This window comes from Pontiella sp. (genome assembly GCF_041622395.1).
Taxonomy (GTDB): domain Bacteria; phylum Verrucomicrobiota; class Kiritimatiellia; order Kiritimatiellales; family Pontiellaceae; genus Pontiella.
Genome location: NZ_JBFJYW010000031.1, coordinates 1 through 18080, shown reverse-complemented (window position 1 = coordinate 18080; position 18080 = coordinate 1). Strand labels below are relative to the sequence as shown.

Sequence of the window (18080 nt, the reverse complement as noted above, 5' to 3'; positions counted from 1 at the left end):
CCTTACCCCCGTGTTGCCCTCAGGTCGGGGACGCACGGCCATCACCGCGGTTCAAACGGATATTTAGCCCCAGGTGCGAATCCCCGTCCATCGGTCGTTTGACCTATACAAAATTAAACCTCCGGCGGTTTCTCGCCGGAGTTTTTTTTGCCATCCCCCCAAACACGCCGACGAGTCTTGCGCGTCGCGGGTGCGGTTCCGGCCAGACGATTCTCAATGCGCTGCGTTTTTCGATTTTTTATTTCGCTTGTCCCCGGCTTTGGACGGTTTGGTCAGCGGATCGTCCAGGTCCAGGCACAAAGTCGTCAGCGCTTCGCGCAGTTGCTTGAGCTTGGCGGCATATTCCGGGTTGGCGGCGAGGTCGTTCATCTCGTTCGGATCCTTTTTCAGATTGAAGAGCCGTTCGACGTTGGCGGTGGGATAGGAAACGAACTTCCAGTCGCCTTTGGTGATCATGCGTTGCCGGTTCATGTAGGCGCCGTAGATTTCCGGGTAGTGCTCGTCGGATTCCCCGCGCAGCAGCGGCAGCAGGCTCTTGAAATCAATTCCGTCCGCCGGCGCGCCGGCCAGTTCGAGCGAGGTGGCCATCGCGTCCTGCAGATAGATCGGCGCATCGATTTGGATGCCCGGCTTGACGTCCGGCCCCACCACCAGGAACGGCACGCGCACGCTGTGGTCGTACATGTTCTGCTTGCCGCATAACCCGTGGTGCCCAACGGACAGCCCGTGGTCGGCCGTGAAGACGATGTAGGTGTTGTCGGCCTTTCCGGTTTTTTCGAGCGCCTCCAGAATGCGGCCGATCTGGTTGTCCATGTGGGTAATGATGGCGAAATATTCCTGCCGATGGATTTTCACGGCATATTCGGTGCGGGGGTACGGCATCAGTTTTTCATCGCGCAGGTTCAAGCCGCAGATCTTATCGGCATAGGGATATTGGGGCAGGAAGTTTTCCGGCAGCTTGATGCGCTCGAGCGGATAGCGGTCGATGTATTCCTTGGGCGACTGGCGCGGGTCGTGCGAGGCGTTGAAGGCCAGGTACATGAAGAAGGGCTTGTCGTCCTGCGCCGCCGCGGCCAGATAGTCCAAACTGTCGTTGGCAACGATCTCGCTCCAATGGGTGCCGCCTTCCCAGAACCCGCCATACTTGGTTTCCCACGGTTTCCAGCCCGTTTCATAATCCTCGGGGCTCTTCGGGCGGTTATAGCCCGCCTCCGTCTGCTTGGGCATGCCGCCGCGGACATGCTGAGCCACGTTGAAAAGGTCTTCCGCCTCCGCACCGGGCACGTGCCACTTGCCGGTCATATAGGTTTGATAGCCGGCGTCCTGCATGCGTTGCGACCACATGCGCTTTTCCTGAACGCCGGATTTGACGCCGCCTTGGGCCTGCCAGACGAAGCGTCCGCTATTGAGCATCGAACGGCTGGCCGCGCAAACCGCGCCGCCCCAGGCCCCCATGTTGTAGGCATGCGTAAAGCTGGCGCCGCGCTCGACCAACGTGTCGAGATTCGGCGTATCGATGTCCAGCATGCCCGCCGCATGGATGGTCTCGTAGCTCATGTCATCCGCAAAGATAAACACCACGTTGGGTTTTTCCGCTTCCGCATGAAGGCCCGCACACCAGACCAACTGCGCCAACACGATACCGTTCAATTTCTTAACCAGAGGGCTCATATCCATTCCTTTTGTTTATTCAAATCCGTGGACGCTTCCGCGCCCGTTTATTCGCTAGGGCCTGCCGAAATCCGGTCGGATCGGACGGGCCGGCATCGTCATGAATCGACTGAATTTCATCCCAATCCTTAAGACGCACCTTTATGAATTCTCCGCCGGTTCAAGGGCGCCGCACAATGCTACTTCTGATTTTTTGCGTTTTTCTTTTTGCCCTTCGCCACCGGTCTGGCGGATGCGTCAAACATGAGGTCCTTGCCATCCGCGGTAATCAGGCCCTGCGCCGCTCTGGCCGCCCGCGCCACCTTGACGGGATCAAGCAAGCGGTTGAGCTCGGCCTCGAACTCCTTGATGGTGCCGGCATAGGCGGGATCCAGGGCCAGATCCTTGAGCTCGTTCGGATCGGCCTCCAGATCGAACAGGCTGGGCCGATCCCGCTCGAAGTAGATGTATTTATACTGCTTGTTCGCCAGCATGTACCAGGCCCCGGGGAACCCGACGCCATGCCATTCCGAGAAGACGGTGCGGTCGGCGGCCGCTTCTTTCCCCAGCAGTACAGGCATCAGGCTTTTACCCGGCAGTGCCGGATCGGAGAAGTCGACCCCGGCCATATCCATGATCGTCGGATACAGATCCACGTGCGCCACCGGCATATCCACTTTCGCGCCGGATTTCACGCCGGGCCCGGCGATGATCAGCGGCACGGCGACCGAGCCTTCGAACGGCGTATGCTTGTTCCCGATCAAACCATGCTCGCCCAGGTTGTCGCCATGGTCGGAGGTAAAGATGATATAGGTATTTTCATACATCCCGGCGCGCTTAAGCTCGGCGACAAGCTCGCCGACCATGTCGTCGACGAATGAGACCATCCCGTAATAGGCCTTGAGCGCATCCTTCAGTTTTTCCGCATCCGGCGGCACATCCAGCCCGTCCCACTTTTGGAAATGCTGCAAGGCGGGATGCAGGTTCGGGTTGGGGAACTTCGCGTCGCAGGGCATCGGGATCTCGGCATCCGCATACCTGTCGTAATACTTTTGCGGAAGGGTCAACGGCCAGTGCGGCATCAGCAGGCCCACGTGCAGCATCCACGGTTTGCCATCGGTTCCGCGCTCCTTCAGAAAGGCCAGCGCGCGGTCGGTGGACGGGCGGTCATATTTGTATTGCCCGGTATTCTTGCCCTTATACGTCTCGGGATCGAAGGTGCTTACGGTCAGGTGGCCCTTGGCGTTGCGGAAGTTGTCCGGAAAGAAACGGGAATCGGTCCCCTTCGGATTGGCGATCGGCCGTTTGGCGGAATGCCACTCCTCGGTAAAACCCAGCCGGTCATACAGCCCCGGAGAATCCATTTTGCCGAAGTGCGCGGAATGATAGCCCTTGTCGGTTACCCGCGCCGCCCACGTCACCTCGTCCGTCGGCCACGCCGTGCCGTTGTACCAGTTCTCGATCCGATGGATATAGTTGCCGAACATATAGGATGCGCGGCTCGGCCCGCACACCGGGCTCTGAACGTAGCTGCGCGTAAAATGCGTTCCGTCCGCCGCCAACGCATCCAGATTCGGCGTCTGAATGACCGGATTCCCGCGATAGCCGGCAATGGCCGGGTGCTGCTCATCCGTACAGATAAATAAAATATTGGGTTTTGCGGCGGGCTCCGCGGCCAGCCCCGGAGCGGCGACGCCCGCCAACCCCATCAACATCCATGTTCCGATCCATTTCACCATTTTACGTTCATCCATTTTATTCCGTTCCGTCGGCCGAGCCTTTTTCCTGCGGGTTCACCAGGCCATGGGGCCGCTGATCCGAACCGACGAGTTGGACATCGCCGATTTCCTGGCGGATGCGCTCCGCTTCCTTCATCAGTTCGGCGGCCACTTCCGGGTGCCGGGAAATCACGTTCTTCTTCTCGCCGACGTCGTTCTTCAGATCGAACAGAAGCGGCTGATCCAGCGAGAGGTACGGCTTCCGCGGACCGGCGCCCTTCTTCGCCCAATAGGGCTGATCGTCAATCGTGCGCGGCAGATGCAGCTTCCAGGATCCCTTGCGCACGGCCTGCAGGTTCACCCCGTTGTAGTAGTAAAAATAGTCGTGGGGACTTTGCGCGGTCTTGCCCGCGAGCAGATCGAAGATGTCTTTACCGTCGAACGTGCGACCGGCCGGCAGCTCGACCCCGGCCACCTGGCAGAACAGCGGCAGCAGATCCAGACTCGAGACCATGGCATCGGAAACCTGCCCGGCGGGAATGCGCCCCGGCCAATAGAAGATCCCCGGCACCCGGTGGCCGCCCTCCATCGTCACATACTTTCCGCCGGTCAGCGGCTTTGCCGACCCGTGTCTGGCCGGGCCGTTGTCCGACATGAAAACAATCAGCGTATGGTCGCCGATCCCGGCCGCTTCGACCGCGTCCAGCACCCGTCCGACACTGTGATCGAGCTCTTTCACGAAATCGCCGAAGATCCCGCCGCCCTGCTTTCCGGAGGTGCCCTTGAATTCGCTGCTGGGCAGAATCGGGTCATGGGCAATGTGATGGGCGAAGTAGATGAAGAAAGGCGTTTCGTGTTTCTGCTTCACGAAGTCGACGATCTCGTCGGTATAGAGCGTCGTCACCGTTTCAAAGGGGACCTCCTTTTCCAACACCTCGCGGTTGCGGTAAATCGTCCGTTCGTCCACCCGATCTTTCTGGGTGCTGTAGTTGCTGTGAAGCCCCAGATATTCATCGAATCCGGCGTCGAGCGGATGGGACCCCTCGACGTGAAACCCGAGATGCCACTTGCCGACCATCTTGGTGTGGTAGCCCGCCGATTTGAGCAGTTCGGCCATCGTCAGCTCGTCGGGCGCAATCCCGTAGTCGGCGTATTTCGGGAACGGATGCCTAGAGATCGGATGGCCGCAGCGCATGGGATAGCGCCCGGTCAACAGCGCCGCCCGCGACGGACCGCACACGTTGGCGGCCACCAGGCAGTCGGTCGCACGAAAGCCGCCGGCGGCCATTCGGTCGATCGCCGGCGTTTTCAGGTTCGAGCCGTAGCAGCCCACGTCGCCATATCCGAGGTCGTCGGCGAAAATGAGAATGATGTTGGGTTTGTTCTCCGCCGCGAAAACCGAGGTCAGCGCAACGCATAGCAGCCCGGCAAGCAGGGAACGGGGATGTTTGATTGATTTCACCGAGACCTCCAGCGGTTTTATTTGGTGAGCGGTTGCGGGTTTTGCGCCACTCCGGCCGGGCGGCTGTTGCGGGCCAGCTCCACCTCGAAGGCCGTCACATAGGAACGAAGACGTTCCGCAACCTCGGGATTGGACTCCAGCACATTGTTCTTTTCGCCCAGATCGGCCGCTAAATCATACAGCGCCATGATCGGAGAGCTCGACCCCTTGCCCCGTTTGGCAGGCGCCTTTCCTTGGGTTTTTCCGATATGCAGCTTCCATTTTCCGGACCGCACCGCCACAAGCCGCTCGCCTTTGTAATAGAAAAAGGCCTCGTGCGGACCGGCGGCGCCCGCGGTCAGCACGGGCCAGACATCCGCGCCGTCGATCACGCGGTCGGACGGGATTTCGGCTCCGGCGAGTTTGGCGAAGGTCGGCAGCAAGTCGATGGTCGAGAGCAGTTCGTCGATGGTTTGGCCGGCGGGAACGTTCCCCGGCCAGCTAATGATGCCCGGCACCCGCATGCCGCCCTCGTAGGAGCTGCCCTTCCCGCCCGACAGCGGCCCCGTTTTTCCAACCGACGGCCCGTTGTCGGACGTAAAGAACACCACGGTATTGCCATCGATGCCCTGCGCCTTCAGCGCATCCAGGATCTGCCCGACCGACCAATCGATCTCGCCGATGGCATAATTATAGAGTTTATCGCGGGTGGCGTAATCCACCCCCTCTTCGTGTTCCAACTTCGCTTTGATCGCGTCCGGCACCTCGTCCATGAAGGGCGGCGACGCATGAATCGGCCGGTGCGGGGCCGGGTGCGGGATATAGAGGAAAAAGGGGCCGTCTTTGTGCCGCCCGATGAAATCGACCGCCCGTTCGGTGATCCGCCGGGTCAGGTAATCCGCATCGGGTTCCTGCTCGACCACGGTCTCGCCTTCCAGCAACGGAAGCGGCGGAAAGTGGTGTTTCGGGTTGGTGTGGAACGGATGGATGTCGTGGCTGTAGGGAATGCCGAAAAATTCATCGAACCCCTGGCGGGTCGGCAAAAACGCCGGCTGGTCGCCGAGGTGCCACTTGCCGAACATGCCCGTGGCATACCCCGCCGATTTGAGCACCTCGGCGATCGTGACTTCCTCCGGGTTCAACCCGTTCTTGTCCGCGGCCAGGAACACGCCGCCGGCCAAACCGACGCGCTTCGGGTAGCAGCCCGTCATCAGGGCCGAGCGGGACGGCGTGCAGACCGAACCGGCCACATAAAAGCTCGTCAGTTTCGCCCCTTCCGCCGCCATTTGGTCGATCTGCGGCGTCTTGACATGCCCGCCCCCGAAACAACCCAGATCGGCATAGCCCTGATCGTCGGTCAAGATGATGATTACGTTCGGCCGCGATGGCGGCGCGGCACTAACCGCCGCCGCGAAGCAGACCGACGCAACAAAACCGATGAGATTTACTTTGTTCATATAGTTCCTTCGCCACTTGGGCCACGGCCGCCGGGCCGGTCAATCCGTTGTAAGAAAGGTCTCGACGCCGTCGGCATACCGTTTCGGGGGCGCCTTGGTGGTTTTATAGTATTGGTTCAAAAACGCGCGGGTTTTCTTTTTCAGGTCGGCCCCGAGCTCCGGATATTCGGAAGCCACGTTGTGCGCCTCGGCAAGGTCGTTGCGCAGATCATACATTTCATCGGCGTCGCCGTTAAAGAAGGAGATGTATTTCATGCCGCTGCGTTCGTCGTAGATCGCGGCATTGGGGCGTTGCGCCCACCAGGCGCGCTCGTCGGGGAAATACCAGACGAACTGGCGCGGCGGAAGCGATTGCCCGTTGAAAATGGGCATCAGCGAAATGCCGTCGTCCTCGCGGTCGGGCTGTTCAATGCCTGCGGCATCCAGCACCGTGTCGAACAGATCGCAGATGTAGACCGGCTTCGCATATTCGCTCCCCGGCCGAACGTGACCTTTCCACATGATGAACGCCGGGACGCGGACGCCGGCTTCGTAGGTGGAATTCTTTCCGCCGTTCAAGGGGACGCACGGCACGTTCTGGGTGGTGCACCCGTTGTCGGAATAAAAGATAAACAGCGTGTTGTCGTATTCGCCGGCCTCTTTGACCATTCGGATCACCCGGCCGATTTGCACATCCAGCGTTTCAACCATGCCGGCAAAGACGGGATTGGTCTCGCTGGTCAATAGCTTGGCCCCGGTTTTCTCGTCGATGCGATAGGTTGGCGTCAGCCCCATCGCATCGATTTTGCGCTGGTATTTTTCCTTCAGCTCGGGCGAGGTCTCTTGTCCGCTATGCACCGAATAGGGCCAGAAGTTGAGGTAGAACGGGCGGTTCGGGTCGCGGGCCTTGAACATGGCCTCGATCTGATCGGTCAGCAATTCGGTCAGCTGGTCGCCCTTTTTCCCGACCTTGCACATGTCGGGCACGCTCATGCGGGCCTTGAGGGGCTTTCCGGTATCCGGATCGCAGCCGAACGGCCAGAAATAGGAGCCGGGACCGAACGCGATCGAAGCCCCCGCGCTCTTTTCAAAGCCCATATCGGCCGGCAGCGTTTTTTCCTTTGGATTGCCCATATGCCATTTGCCGACATGCCAGGTCTGATAGCCGTTTTCCTTGAGGAACTGCGGCAGGACCTTGGTGCCGGGCGTGATGTAGTGCAGGTGGTTCCACATGCCGAAACGCATCGGGTGCATGCCGCTCAGCAACGAAGCCCGGGCGGGTGCGCAGATCGCCGCCGACGTGTAGGCCTGCGAAAAGCGGATGCCCTCCGCGCAGAGCCGGTCGATATTCGGCGTTTCATACAGCTCCGCCCCGAAACACCCCAGGTTTTTCCAGCCCATGTCATCGATCAGGAAAATCACCACATTGGGCTTTTTGTCGGCGGCGCCTGCGCCGTGCATCAGCAACGACAGCAAAACTCCCAACAACCCCTTGAGCGCGTTCTTTTTCATCCTCAGTCACTACTCCCGAATTTCATTTCCATGCCGAAGGCCGGCGTTGTTCTTTTTGTGGCGATGCCCGACCGGGTTCAGGGCCGGACGCCCACCACGCGAATCCGGTCCCATAAAACCACGTTTCCCGATGCGAGTTAATCAATAATTCAGTTTTCCGCCTTTCGAGGGCTTCTGGCGCTCGTGCTCCCACCATTCGTGCGGGCCTTCGGCCGCGATGTCGGCCCAGAGCTTGATCAGGATGGCTTTCATCTCCTCGGTCTTTTCCGGCATCTGCTTGGCCAAATCGTTTTGCTCTTTCCAATCCTGCTGGATTTCGTAGAGCTGGAACTGGGTCAGCGTCTCGTCGCCGACGATCTTCCAGTCGCCGATGCGCATGGCCACGCGTTCGTTCGGCCCGGAGACGTGCGTGCGCCAGAACATGGGGATTTTGCGCGCGACCGGCTTGCCTTGCAACGCGGGAAGCATGTTGACGCCATCGATCGTGCGATCGGTCGGCAGCGGCACCCCGACGATGCCGAGCGTCGTGGCAAACAGGTCGGAACCGATCACGGGCACATCGCTGACGGAGCCGGGCTCGATTTTTCCGGGCCAACGGGCCAGCCCAGGCACGCGGATGCCGCCTTCATACTGGCTGCGCTTGTTGCCGCGCAGCCCGCCGGAGGAACCGCCATAGGCCGGAACCGGCCCGTTGTCGGAGGTGAAGAACACCAGGGTGTTGTCGCTGACCCCCAGCGCGTCCAATGCATCCAGCACCATGCCCAGCCCGTTGTCCATCTGGGTGATGTTGCCCATGTACTTGCTGTTCTTATGCCCCTTGTAGAGCGCCTCGAAACGCGGGTCGGTGGCAATCTCCGAATGGGGCTCGTGGAACCAAACCGTCATGGCGAAGGGTTTCTTCGGATCGTGGAGATCCGTCAGCCAATGGATGGCCTCTTTGGCGACGAGCTGGGCGGAATAGCCCTCGGTCGGCCCGACGGGTACGCCGTTGCGGACGAAGTTATCCGGGTTCTTGTGGCTGGGCTCGGCGTTGTTCTGGGTGAACATGTAATAATCGTAGCCCTGTTTGTCCGGCTGGGGGAAATCCGGATTGTTGAATTGCTGCGCCGAAAGCAGATGCCATTTGCCGACGTGGCAGGTTTCGTAGCCGATGGTTTTCAACACTTCCGGGAAGGTGATCTCGCTGTCGCGCAGATGGGCATCGTGTTTTCCGGACAGATGGCGATAGACGCCGTTGCGGTAGGGCGTGCGGCCGGTAAGGATCGCCGAGCGCGAGGGCGAACAGACGCCGCAGGCGGAATAGCACTGGGTCAACTTCACCCCTTCCGCCGCCAAACGGTCCATGTTCGGCGTCTGGATCAGGTCATTGCCGAAGGTTCCCGAATCGCCCCAGCCCATGTCGTCGGCCACCACCACGACGATATTCGGTTTGGTCTTCGTCTGGCCGGCGGGCGGTTCGGCACCGACGACGGGCATGCCGGCCGCGAGCATAACCCCCGTGAATAACAACCGACCGACCGAATCAACTTTCAACTGCTTCATTTTCAAACGCTCCATTTTGATACCCTTTATTCTTCGATAAAAACGCGGTAGAACCGCGTATCCCCGGAAATCGGATTGGTTACGGAAACCTCTTTTCCCGTGCCATAAACAGGGGTGAGGACGGGTTCCCAAACCCCATCGGCCAGGTTCGTGCTGGCCATCAAGCCATAGGTTGAACCCGGTTCGGTTGGCCACCGCAAAACCAGTTCGCCGGCCGCCGCCCCCCTTCCCAACGAAAGATCGAACGCGTCCGGAAGCACGATCCGCTTGAGCATCACCGAGTTGATTCTCAGGTTATACTGGTCGTCCTGCCCATAGGCCACGAAGTGGAAGTTCCGGCTGAAATCGAAGGCTTCGATGTGGCCGTCCCCCTGGCCAACGCCGTTGATCGACCAGGCCCAGTCCGCCCCGCCGGAACCGTCCGGCTCGACGCGGAGGACAACGGGGGTATTGGCTCCCGCAACGAAGGATCCCGTCGCCAGGTTCGTTGTCGAGGAACCATCCGTAAAGATCAGCGCATTCAATTTGTTCATGCACACGCCTAAACCGTAGACCGAGGTCTCGACCCCGAACGGATCGAACCCCGAATACGCATCGAACGCCGTATCGTCGGCAACCAACCCGAACGAGAGCCGCACCGCGCCGGCCCCGGCCAGACTGCTGATGAAATAATCGACCGAAAGCTCGAAGCCGGTGGCCGACGCGAACCCGTTGGTGGAATAGGCCAGCGCTCGGCGCTCGTAATGGGTTCCGCCGGAATCATCGAACTGCAGGTTGCCGTCATCCTGCCACGAGCAACCCCTTAACGTATTGTTGGCCAGGCCGCCGCCGACCCCGGTCGCGTTCGTGGCCAGCGTATCATGGTCGAATGCATCCAAATAAAGGATCGCATCGGTCACGGTGATGGATACGGTTTTCACCTCCGACGTCACCCCGTTGTAGCTGAAGTAGTAGGTAAACGAGTCGCTCAACGTTCCGGCGTTCGGCGTATAGACCAGATAGGGCGCCTCGCCCGTCAGTGTCCCCCCGGCTGGAAGGGTGTAAAAATAGGCGAGGCCCTCGGGATCGCCCCCGTAGATGGGCAGGGTGATTTCGACCGATTGCCCGTTATACGTTCCCGCAACCAAGTCCGTCGCGGCCGGCACGCCCGTGTTGAGCTTCAACCCCTTTTTCCGGAACGCCCCGGTCCCGTCCGTCACTTTGAAGGCGAGATTCCAGGTTCCGTAGTCCTCCGTCGCGGTTCCGGAGAGCAGACCGTCGCCAGACAAGGCCAGCCCGTCGGGCAGCCCCGCGGCGGAGACCAGCTCCCAGGCATAGGAGCCATCGCCTTCGGAGGCCGACAAGCGATGCGCATAGGGCTGGCCAACGGTCTGTTCCGGCAGGGCATCCGTCTCAATCGCAAGCGCGCTGTCGGGCACATAGGCCGAGGTTTCGGACAGGTTGGCCAGCTCCTTGACCAAATCATGGCCCAGCTCAATCGCCGTCGCCAATTGGGCCTGGGTCCAGGAACCGCGCCGAATCGACAACGCATCGGGAACGGCCAAGCGCCGGCCCATGGAAGCGGCGAGCATCATCGACGCATTCATGTAGAGCATCGGGTCCGAAAGATGCAAATCGTCGTCGGAGGCGGCGAAATTCGGGATGGCCTCATTCAGCCGCCCCAGCCCGACGGTCAGCGGAATCGTCTTCCAGCCGCGCTGGTGATAGTGGTCCCACAAGTCGGCACAATCCTGGTTGTTCAGCGCCGAGGTCGTGGAGGCCGTCCCGGTATTGCTGTCGAACCCTTTGATCCAGTCGAACACCATCGGCATCAGATTCGCTTGGTTGGACTCAACGATATCCTGGGCATCGGCGCCCTCTTCCGATCCCCCCGCAAACAGGAAAAGGCCCTGGTCCGCATAGGTGGCAAACGTGCCGGCCCGCAGGGTCAGATCGTTGGTGGTCCAATTCCGGGTGTCGAAGTTCTGGTTGCCCAAAAAGTGCACCGAGGCCGAAAGCGGGTCGTTCTCGGGGGCGTCGAGGAGTCGGTCAATCCGTTCTGCGGTGAATTCGTGCGTGCTCGAGCCTTTGTAGAAATAGTGGATGTTGTTCGTAATCGGCGCAATCGACACATCGAAAGCGCGATAGACGACGGCGCCATCGAGTTCGCAGCCGGTGGTGTAGTGCACGTTGGTCGCATGCGTCGAGACGGCATCGACGGCATGGTCCCGGAGCGCAGCCACGTCTGCGCCGGAGAGTTCATATCGCGTGTCGACGTAGTCGTTGTAGTAGAAATCGAAATGTTCGTAACTCGGCGCATAGCCCGTTGCGGCGGGGTCCAATCCGGTGATTTCGGCATAGATGGCGCAGGCGGAAATCCACGCCTGCCGGGCCGTATTCGCACTGGTTTGTTTTCCTTGCAACCCGGCGAGTTCCATCGCGTAGCCCGCGGGCACCACGTCAATCCCGCAACCGTTGGCGGCCCGGTAGGCATATTCGCCATATTGCCCGGTCTCGACGGTGTCGGACCGATACATCATCAGCAGCGGCGTGCCCCCGGCCTCCAAGACGACCTGCGACAGTTGCCGGCACCCTTCATACATGATCTCGGGGAAAGCCGAGCCCTGTTCGGATTCGAACAGGACCACGTACCGATAGCCCGCCCCGATGGTTGCCTTCAGGCCCGCATGCATCGGATCGTAATAGATGTCCGCCAGCGAGTGCGCATAGCCCTCGCTGTCGTAATCCACCTGCGCCGTGCGGTATCCGTCCGTTGCTTCCAGCAGGCCCCACAAAAACTCGGCGATATACTTCAGCGCGGCATCCGAGCCATAGCCGTAGCCCGTGGTGCCGTATTCAACCGTCGCGGCATGCACCAACAGCACGTCTTCGGATTGATCCTCGCCGAAGGCAGGGATCAATGCCGCAGATGCAAATAGAGCCAACAGGGTTTTCTTCACGTTTGGGCCTTCCGCCGGACCGGCTCCGGCGGCCATGCTAGTTTTTCAGCGTGATGCGGAAACCGTTGACGATCGGTCCCGGCAGTTTATTGGGGAGCTGGATCGTCAAGCCCTCCGGGGAGCGTTTCCATTCAACCGGCGCCGGGCTTCCCATCAGCTCGACGGCGGCAATCTCCTGCCCCAACAAGCCGCCGGTCGCCAGCGTCTTGATCACGACATCCTGGGTGGGCGGCGCCAGCACGAAGGCATAGAGCACCCCGTCTTTTTGCGTGAAGCGAAGGTCTTGCGGGGAGAACGCCGCGTGGTTTTCGCCCTGGCGGCCATCTTTCACCTCCAAGGGCCCTTCGCCGAAGGTTTTCCACGGGCGGGTGCCATAGATTCCTTCACCGCAGATTTTCAGGAAATCGCCGAACGCGTCGAGATAGGCGGCCTGGTTTTCGGGAATGGTCCCGTCGCCTTTGAGCGCGATATTCATCATGACCACGCCGTTCTTGCTGATGGCATCGACGGCGTTTCCGATCATCACCGGAATGCTCATCCGGTTGACCGCCCCTTTGCGGTAGTACCAGCCGCCGGAAAGGTCGGTGGCCCACATCCATGGTTCGGACTGGATCTTGCCGGAACCGCCGCGCTCCAGATTGTAGGTGAAGGCCCGCCGGTCCAGATTGCCGTTTTTGCACGAGAAGACGACGGTTTGCCGGCCGTTGTTTTCCTCCAGGTCGCGGTTGACATAGGACGAAAAGAGTTTCACGCCCAGCGACTTGCCGCGCTTTTCATCGGGAAAGGGGGCGTCGTTGTTGAACATGTCGGGATCGTATTTTTCGATGATCTCCCAGCAGCGGGCATACCAGTGCTCGTTCCAGCTGTCCTGGCTCGGATAACCCTTCGGGTCGAACTCCATGTTGAACAGCTTCGCCTCGGGCGTGCCGGGCGTCTGGTATTTCCGGGCCGCATTGAAAAACCGCGGCGACCAATACAGGTGCGTGGAAACGCCGAACTTCAGGCCATACTTGGTTGCCGCCGCTTTCCACTCCTTCAGCGTGTCGCGATGCGGCCCCATGTCGACGGAATTCCACGGATGGAACGAATCGTACATGTCGAAATTATCGTGGTGGCAGGCGACCGGCATGATGAACCGGGCGCCGTTTTCTTTGACATATTTCACCAGCGCATCCGGATCCCATTTCTCCGCCTTGAACAACGGCACCAGATCTTCGTAGCCGAATTCGGCGGGCGGCCCGTAGCGCTTCGTGTGGAACGCCGTCAGCTCCTCGGTCATTTTGAACTGCCCGCCCGTTTCGCCGTCGTTCGGTCCGTACATGCGGCGGCCGTAGTGCGAGCCGTCGTTCGGACGGTTCTCGTCGGTCGCCGACGGAACTCCCCAGTGCATCCAGACGCCGATCTTGCCGTCCTGGAACCATTGCGGCACCTGGTAGTTCGCGGCCATCGACTCCCACGTCGGCTCGATTTCCGCCGACGCAACCAACGCGGCCAGCAACCCCCATCCAATCGGAACAACTCGTTTCATCCAGAACCTCTCTCCATGGTTAATCGCTCGTCTCGCGGGGATGCATCGCCCCACTCCGCATCACCGGCAGAATGTTGGAATATACAACCGGATCGCCCCGCCTGCCTATCCCCATTTTAGGGGATAGCGGGCCGGGCGCCGCGTTGCGAAACCACCCACTAAACATACGAATTCCAAACGGACTAGCGGACAGCCTTCACCCGGAACATGGCCGCATCGTCTTCGGAGATCAGCGCACCGCTCCAAACATTGGAAACCGCCGTCGGCGGCAGGTTGGTGGCAATCACCGTCCATGCCGTGTTGCCGGTCAGGGCGGAACAGGTCTCGACATACTGCGTGGCCAGCACGCCGCCGATCCATGAAAGCTCCACCGTCGCGCCATCGATGCCGAGCGTTTCGACCCGCAGCACGGAGTTGGAATCCTGCGGTAGCGTGTCGGCCGCGTATTCGTCCGCATTCGAAAACGCATCGCCGTCGGGATTGGCCGAATCCCCCCAGACCGTGGCTTCGAGGCCGGCTTGCGCAAGGACATCGGCCCCGAACTGGTCCAATCGCCATTTGCGCATGCCGGAGGCTTCGAGCACATCGACGTCGAAATAGGCATCGACGGTTGAACTCCCCGAAGTTCCACGAACAAACAGGCCGAGCTCGTTGGTCGCCGACGCATCGAAAACGGTGTTGGCCGAAAGCGCCGCGCTGCCGACCAGGAAGTCGTTAGTGTTGATGATCGGCAACAGCTCGAACGCATAGCTCGACGCGCCGGAAACGGTCAAATCGCCGATCCAATCGCCAACCCGGTTGCCCTCCTGGATCGAAGCGGGAGCCAGTTGCATGCGCAACGCCCCCGAATCGTTATAATCCATCTCGAACCGGGCAAGCGACGAAACGCCATACATGCCCCACTCCGGCATTGCACCGGCAGCAGGATCGGTCAGCTCGGTACGGTACATGCCCGGCGCCGAGGGATCGGTTTCGGAGACATCGGCATAGAACCTGAAATTCATGCCGTCGGCGGCATACTGAATGGTGTGTATGAGTTCGGTCGGGCCGACATCACTGATCATGGAATAGATGCCTTCGTATCGGTCCATCCAGATCTGCACTTCGTGGCCGCCGAGCTGTACCGGGTCGCCACCGTTCTGGCGCACGAACGGCCCCAGCGGATCGTCGGCGATCAACACGCCCATCTTCGTGTTCGAGGGCGTGTTGTTCCACTGGCGGCCCTTGTGGTAGAGCCAGATTTTGCCGTCCTTTACCGTCAAACAGGAATCATCGACGCGGAAGCTGTCGAACTTGTTCGTGTCGGCAGAGGGAATGAGGATCGGGCTTCCGGCATATTTCGTCCACGGGCCGTAGGGGCTGTCGGACGAAGCCACGCCGATCCGGAACTTCTGGTCTTCCACATAGCCGCTGGTCGACCAGTATTCGTCGTTGACGCCGGTGTAATAGAGGTAATAGATCCCCTCGTGCAGCAGGATGTTCGGCGTGAACGCACTGCCGCCATCCCAGCTGTTTGGGGTGCGCGGTATCGCCACGGCCTGCTCGACCCAATCGAGTCCCGCATTGGTGGAGGTGGCGTGCCCGATCGTCGCGGGGCCGTTGGCGGCGCCTTCGGGTTTGCTGTACCAGACGTGCCAGGTGTCGCCCACCTTGATGATATCGCTCGGGTCGCGGCGGTAAACGCCGGTCTCAGGCCCGACGCCACTGACGGCATCGAACGTGAAGGTCACCTCGGGAACCGGAAAGTCGATTTCATAGCGGCCGATCTGACGGGTTCCATAGACGCCCCAGTCCGGCCGGCAACCCAGCGACGGATCGGTCAGCTCCCAGCGGAACATTCCGGGCGCGCCCGGCTCATCCGACGAAATATCGGCATACTTGGAAAAGTTAAGGCCGTCGGCCGCATACTGGATCGTGTAGGTCAGCTCCGCCGGCCCGACGCCGTTGACCATCGAATAGATGCCTTCGTTTTCATCCGCCCAGATCTGGACTTCGTGCCCGCCGAGCTGCACCGGGTCGCCGCCGTTCTGCCGCACAAACGGGCCGACCCCGTTGGTGGCAACGGCCACGCCCATTTTGGTATTGCTCGCACTCAACCCCCAGGGCCGCCCCTTGTAATACATCCAGACGTCGCCGCCGCGCACGGCCATGCAGGTGTCGTCGATGCGGAAGCTGTCGAACTTCGTCGTGTCCGCAGACGGGATCAAAACCGGGTTCCCCGCATATTTGGTCCATGGCCCATAGGGGCTGGAAGCCGTCGCCACGCCGATGCGGGTTTTGCCCTCCTCCGCATAATCCTGCGTGAAGTTGGGGCCGACCGCCGTGTAGTAGAGGTAGTAGGTTCCGTCGTGGAACAGAATGTTGGGGGTAAAGGTGCTGGTGACATCCCAGTCGTCCGTGTTCGACCCGCGCGGAATGGCCTCGGACTGCTCGACCCAGCTGTTTCCACTGTTGGTGGAGGTCGCATGCCAAACCGAGGCATCGTAGCCGGAGGTCACCCCTTCGGCGGCCTTGCTGTACCAGACATGCCAGGTGTCGCCCACCTTGATCACATCGCTCGGATCCCGGCGGGTCAGCGCGGTGGGATCGGTATAGTTCGTCAGCGGAGAATCGGTAAAAGTGAACGTGACCTCATCCTCCAGCGTGGTCGTCGTGGTAATGGTTTGGCTTTGGGTCCGCTGCAAACCGTTACTGCTTTCCGCGACCAAGGTGAACGTATCGCCGGAGATGTAGGTAATGTCGACCGTGCCCCGAATCCCGGAGACCCCGGCCACCGGATCGTCCGACGCATCGAGAATCGTTACCGAAACCGCATTCGAGACCGACCAGGCCGCCTTGCCCTGCCCTTCCATCTCGGTATGGGCCACGACGAAATATGCGATTTCCGGCGCCGTCGGGAACACGCCGCCGGGGGGGACATCAAAGGTCACCCCCACCAAGCTGGCCCCCTGCGTATTCAGGCGTTGCTGGCCTTCTATGGTGAAGGTGCCGCTCGTTTCGCCGTTCAGATCGACATCAAAAAAGACGAAATTCGGGTTTCCATTGCCGTTATTCTCGAGCCCGGCCACCGTTACGATGGTCGTGCCTTCACTCAATCGGTAGCCCGTCGGATCCCAACGGCCATCCGACTGCCCCTGCGTTCCGCCAACCAGACCGATTCGAAATTGCTGCGGTGCAGAGGCATCAACCGTAAAAGACACGATTTCATTCCAATTTCCTGCGGCCCCCGAGTTTCCAGCAGCAACGGCTGAACCCACCGTTCCCCAATCCGCGACGGTTGCGCCGATTGCGGCGGTGGGATCATCCATCGGCCCCTGGCCATACCCCTGAGCAATACTGGTAAAATCCGAACCCTGGGAAAAGGTCGCCCAGTCGACACCAACCTGCGTCCGCTTGGTGAATGGCTGATTGTTTACCTCGGCTCCCCCGTCGCCGAACATGAGCAGCCCTGCTGTACCATATGCCTGGTCTCCATCAATATCGTAGGTCTTGGTCACTCCCGTAGAGCGATATGCCGTGGCTTCATGGTCCGCCGCCCCCGTTCCGACAACATCATAGCCGGAACCATCGCCGACGAGCGTTATATTTACTGCGGCATGCGCCGAACAGGCCATCAGGCCAACGCACATGATTAAAGACTGCATCCGATTTGTTTTCATGGTTCTCCTTTTAATTTAATTATTTGGCCCCGCCAATTGGTCATCCGTATTCCCCGGGTCCGGCTAGTCCTGCCGGATCTCGAGCTTGATGAATCGAAGCGGTTCGTCGGCTTCATAGCGATTGGTGACGGGCTCATAGCCATCGATCGACGGCCCGATGAGGATTTGGTCCTGCGCATTGGTGTGGGTCACCGAATCGATCAGGTTGGTGGAGTCGATCAGCAGATAGCTCAGCCCTGCTGCGGCATGATCCGACCGGCGGTAATGGACGTAGTCGAACCAATTCGTTCCGCCTTCGTTCGCAACGCCCGACCAATCTCTGGAACCGGCATCCGGGAGGGTCGGATCCATGCCCAGCGCAAACTCCGCCAGATTGCTGTAGCCGTCGCCGATGCCGCCGTTCTCGGCATCGGCATCTGGAAGCGCATCGGCGCCGGCCAGGGCATGGCCGGCGGCCCAAACGGAATAGGCGGACAAAGAGCCGAAGATGCGCAATTCATCCACATAGACCCGCGCAGTATATCCATCGGCCGCGTCTCCCTGCCAATAGACCCGGAACTCGACATCCGAGGCCGTCGCAAAATCAGCAAAGTCGTAGTCATCGAAGTTCCCGACGTCGGTCGAGGCATCTCCCGCCGCAACGGAACCGCCGGTG

At 60.3% G+C, this 18080-nt stretch carries 10 protein-coding genes; all 10 read right to left on the bottom strand.

Annotation, left to right across the window (positions count from 1 at the left end):
- Nucleotides 1-213: 213 nt before the first annotated feature.
- A complete protein-coding gene (locus ABYO54_RS03235; RefSeq protein WP_372806799.1) occupies nt 214-1671 on the bottom strand; it encodes a sulfatase-like hydrolase/transferase in 1458 nt (485 codons plus the stop codon).
- A 179-nt stretch (nt 1672-1850) separates the two neighbouring features.
- A complete protein-coding gene (locus ABYO54_RS03230; protein ID WP_372806798.1) occupies nt 1851-3404 on the bottom strand; it encodes a sulfatase-like hydrolase/transferase in 1554 nt (517 codons plus the stop codon).
- A gap of 1 nt (nt 3405) precedes the next feature.
- On the bottom strand, nt 3406-4830 hold the full coding sequence (locus ABYO54_RS03225; protein WP_372806797.1) for a sulfatase: 1425 nt from the start codon (nt 4828-4830) through the stop codon (nt 3406-3408).
- A 17-nt stretch (nt 4831-4847) separates the two neighbouring features.
- Complete coding sequence (locus ABYO54_RS03220) at nt 4848-6266, bottom strand: sulfatase (protein ID WP_372806796.1); 1419 nt, start codon at nt 6264-6266, stop codon at nt 4848-4850.
- 39 nt (nt 6267-6305) lie between these two features.
- A complete protein-coding gene (locus ABYO54_RS03215; protein ID WP_372806795.1) occupies nt 6306-7757 on the bottom strand; it encodes a sulfatase-like hydrolase/transferase in 1452 nt (483 codons plus the stop codon).
- A gap of 141 nt (nt 7758-7898) precedes the next feature.
- Nucleotides 7899-9233 (bottom strand): sulfatase-like hydrolase/transferase, encoded by a 1335-nt coding sequence (locus ABYO54_RS03210; protein ID WP_372806800.1) that lies wholly within the window; start codon nt 9231-9233, stop codon nt 7899-7901.
- A 92-nt stretch (nt 9234-9325) separates the two neighbouring features.
- Nucleotides 9326-12238: a hypothetical protein gene (locus ABYO54_RS03205; protein WP_372806794.1), complete on the bottom strand. Its 2913-nt coding sequence runs from the start codon at nt 12236-12238 to the stop codon at nt 9326-9328.
- A gap of 37 nt (nt 12239-12275) precedes the next feature.
- Nucleotides 12276-13766 carry an alpha-L-fucosidase gene (locus tag ABYO54_RS03200; protein WP_372806793.1) on the bottom strand — a complete coding sequence of 497 codons (1491 nt, stop codon included), beginning with the start codon at nt 13764-13766 and terminating at the stop codon, nt 12276-12278.
- 182 nt (nt 13767-13948) lie between these two features.
- Nucleotides 13949-17425: a family 43 glycosylhydrolase gene (locus ABYO54_RS03195; RefSeq protein ID WP_372806792.1), complete on the bottom strand. Its 3477-nt coding sequence runs from the start codon at nt 17423-17425 to the stop codon at nt 13949-13951.
- A 63-nt stretch (nt 17426-17488) separates the two neighbouring features.
- Nucleotides 17489-18080, bottom strand: a 592-nt coding sequence (locus ABYO54_RS03190) for a hypothetical protein (RefSeq protein WP_372806791.1), incomplete at its 5' end; no start/stop codon positions are given.

Coding starts and splice junctions, on each gene's coding strand:
- ABYO54_RS03210 (WP_372806800.1), bottom strand. CDS start 9,233: ATGCCCGTCGTCGGTGCCGAACCGCCCGCCGGCCAGACGAAGACCAAA.
- ABYO54_RS03230 (WP_372806798.1), bottom strand. CDS start 3,404: ATGGATGAACGTAAAATGGTGAAATGGATCGGAACATGGATGTTGATG.
- ABYO54_RS03220 (WP_372806796.1), bottom strand. CDS start 6,266: ATGAACAAAGTAAATCTCATCGGTTTTGTTGCGTCGGTCTGCTTCGCG.
- ABYO54_RS03215 (WP_372806795.1), bottom strand. CDS start 7,757: ATGAAAAAGAACGCGCTCAAGGGGTTGTTGGGAGTTTTGCTGTCGTTG.
- ABYO54_RS03235 (WP_372806799.1), bottom strand. CDS start 1,671: ATGAGCCCTCTGGTTAAGAAATTGAACGGTATCGTGTTGGCGCAGTTG.
- ABYO54_RS03195 (WP_372806792.1), bottom strand. CDS start 17,425: ATGAAAACAAATCGGATGCAGTCTTTAATCATGTGCGTTGGCCTGATG.
- ABYO54_RS03200 (WP_372806793.1), bottom strand. CDS start 13,766: ATGAAACGAGTTGTTCCGATTGGATGGGGGTTGCTGGCCGCGTTGGTT.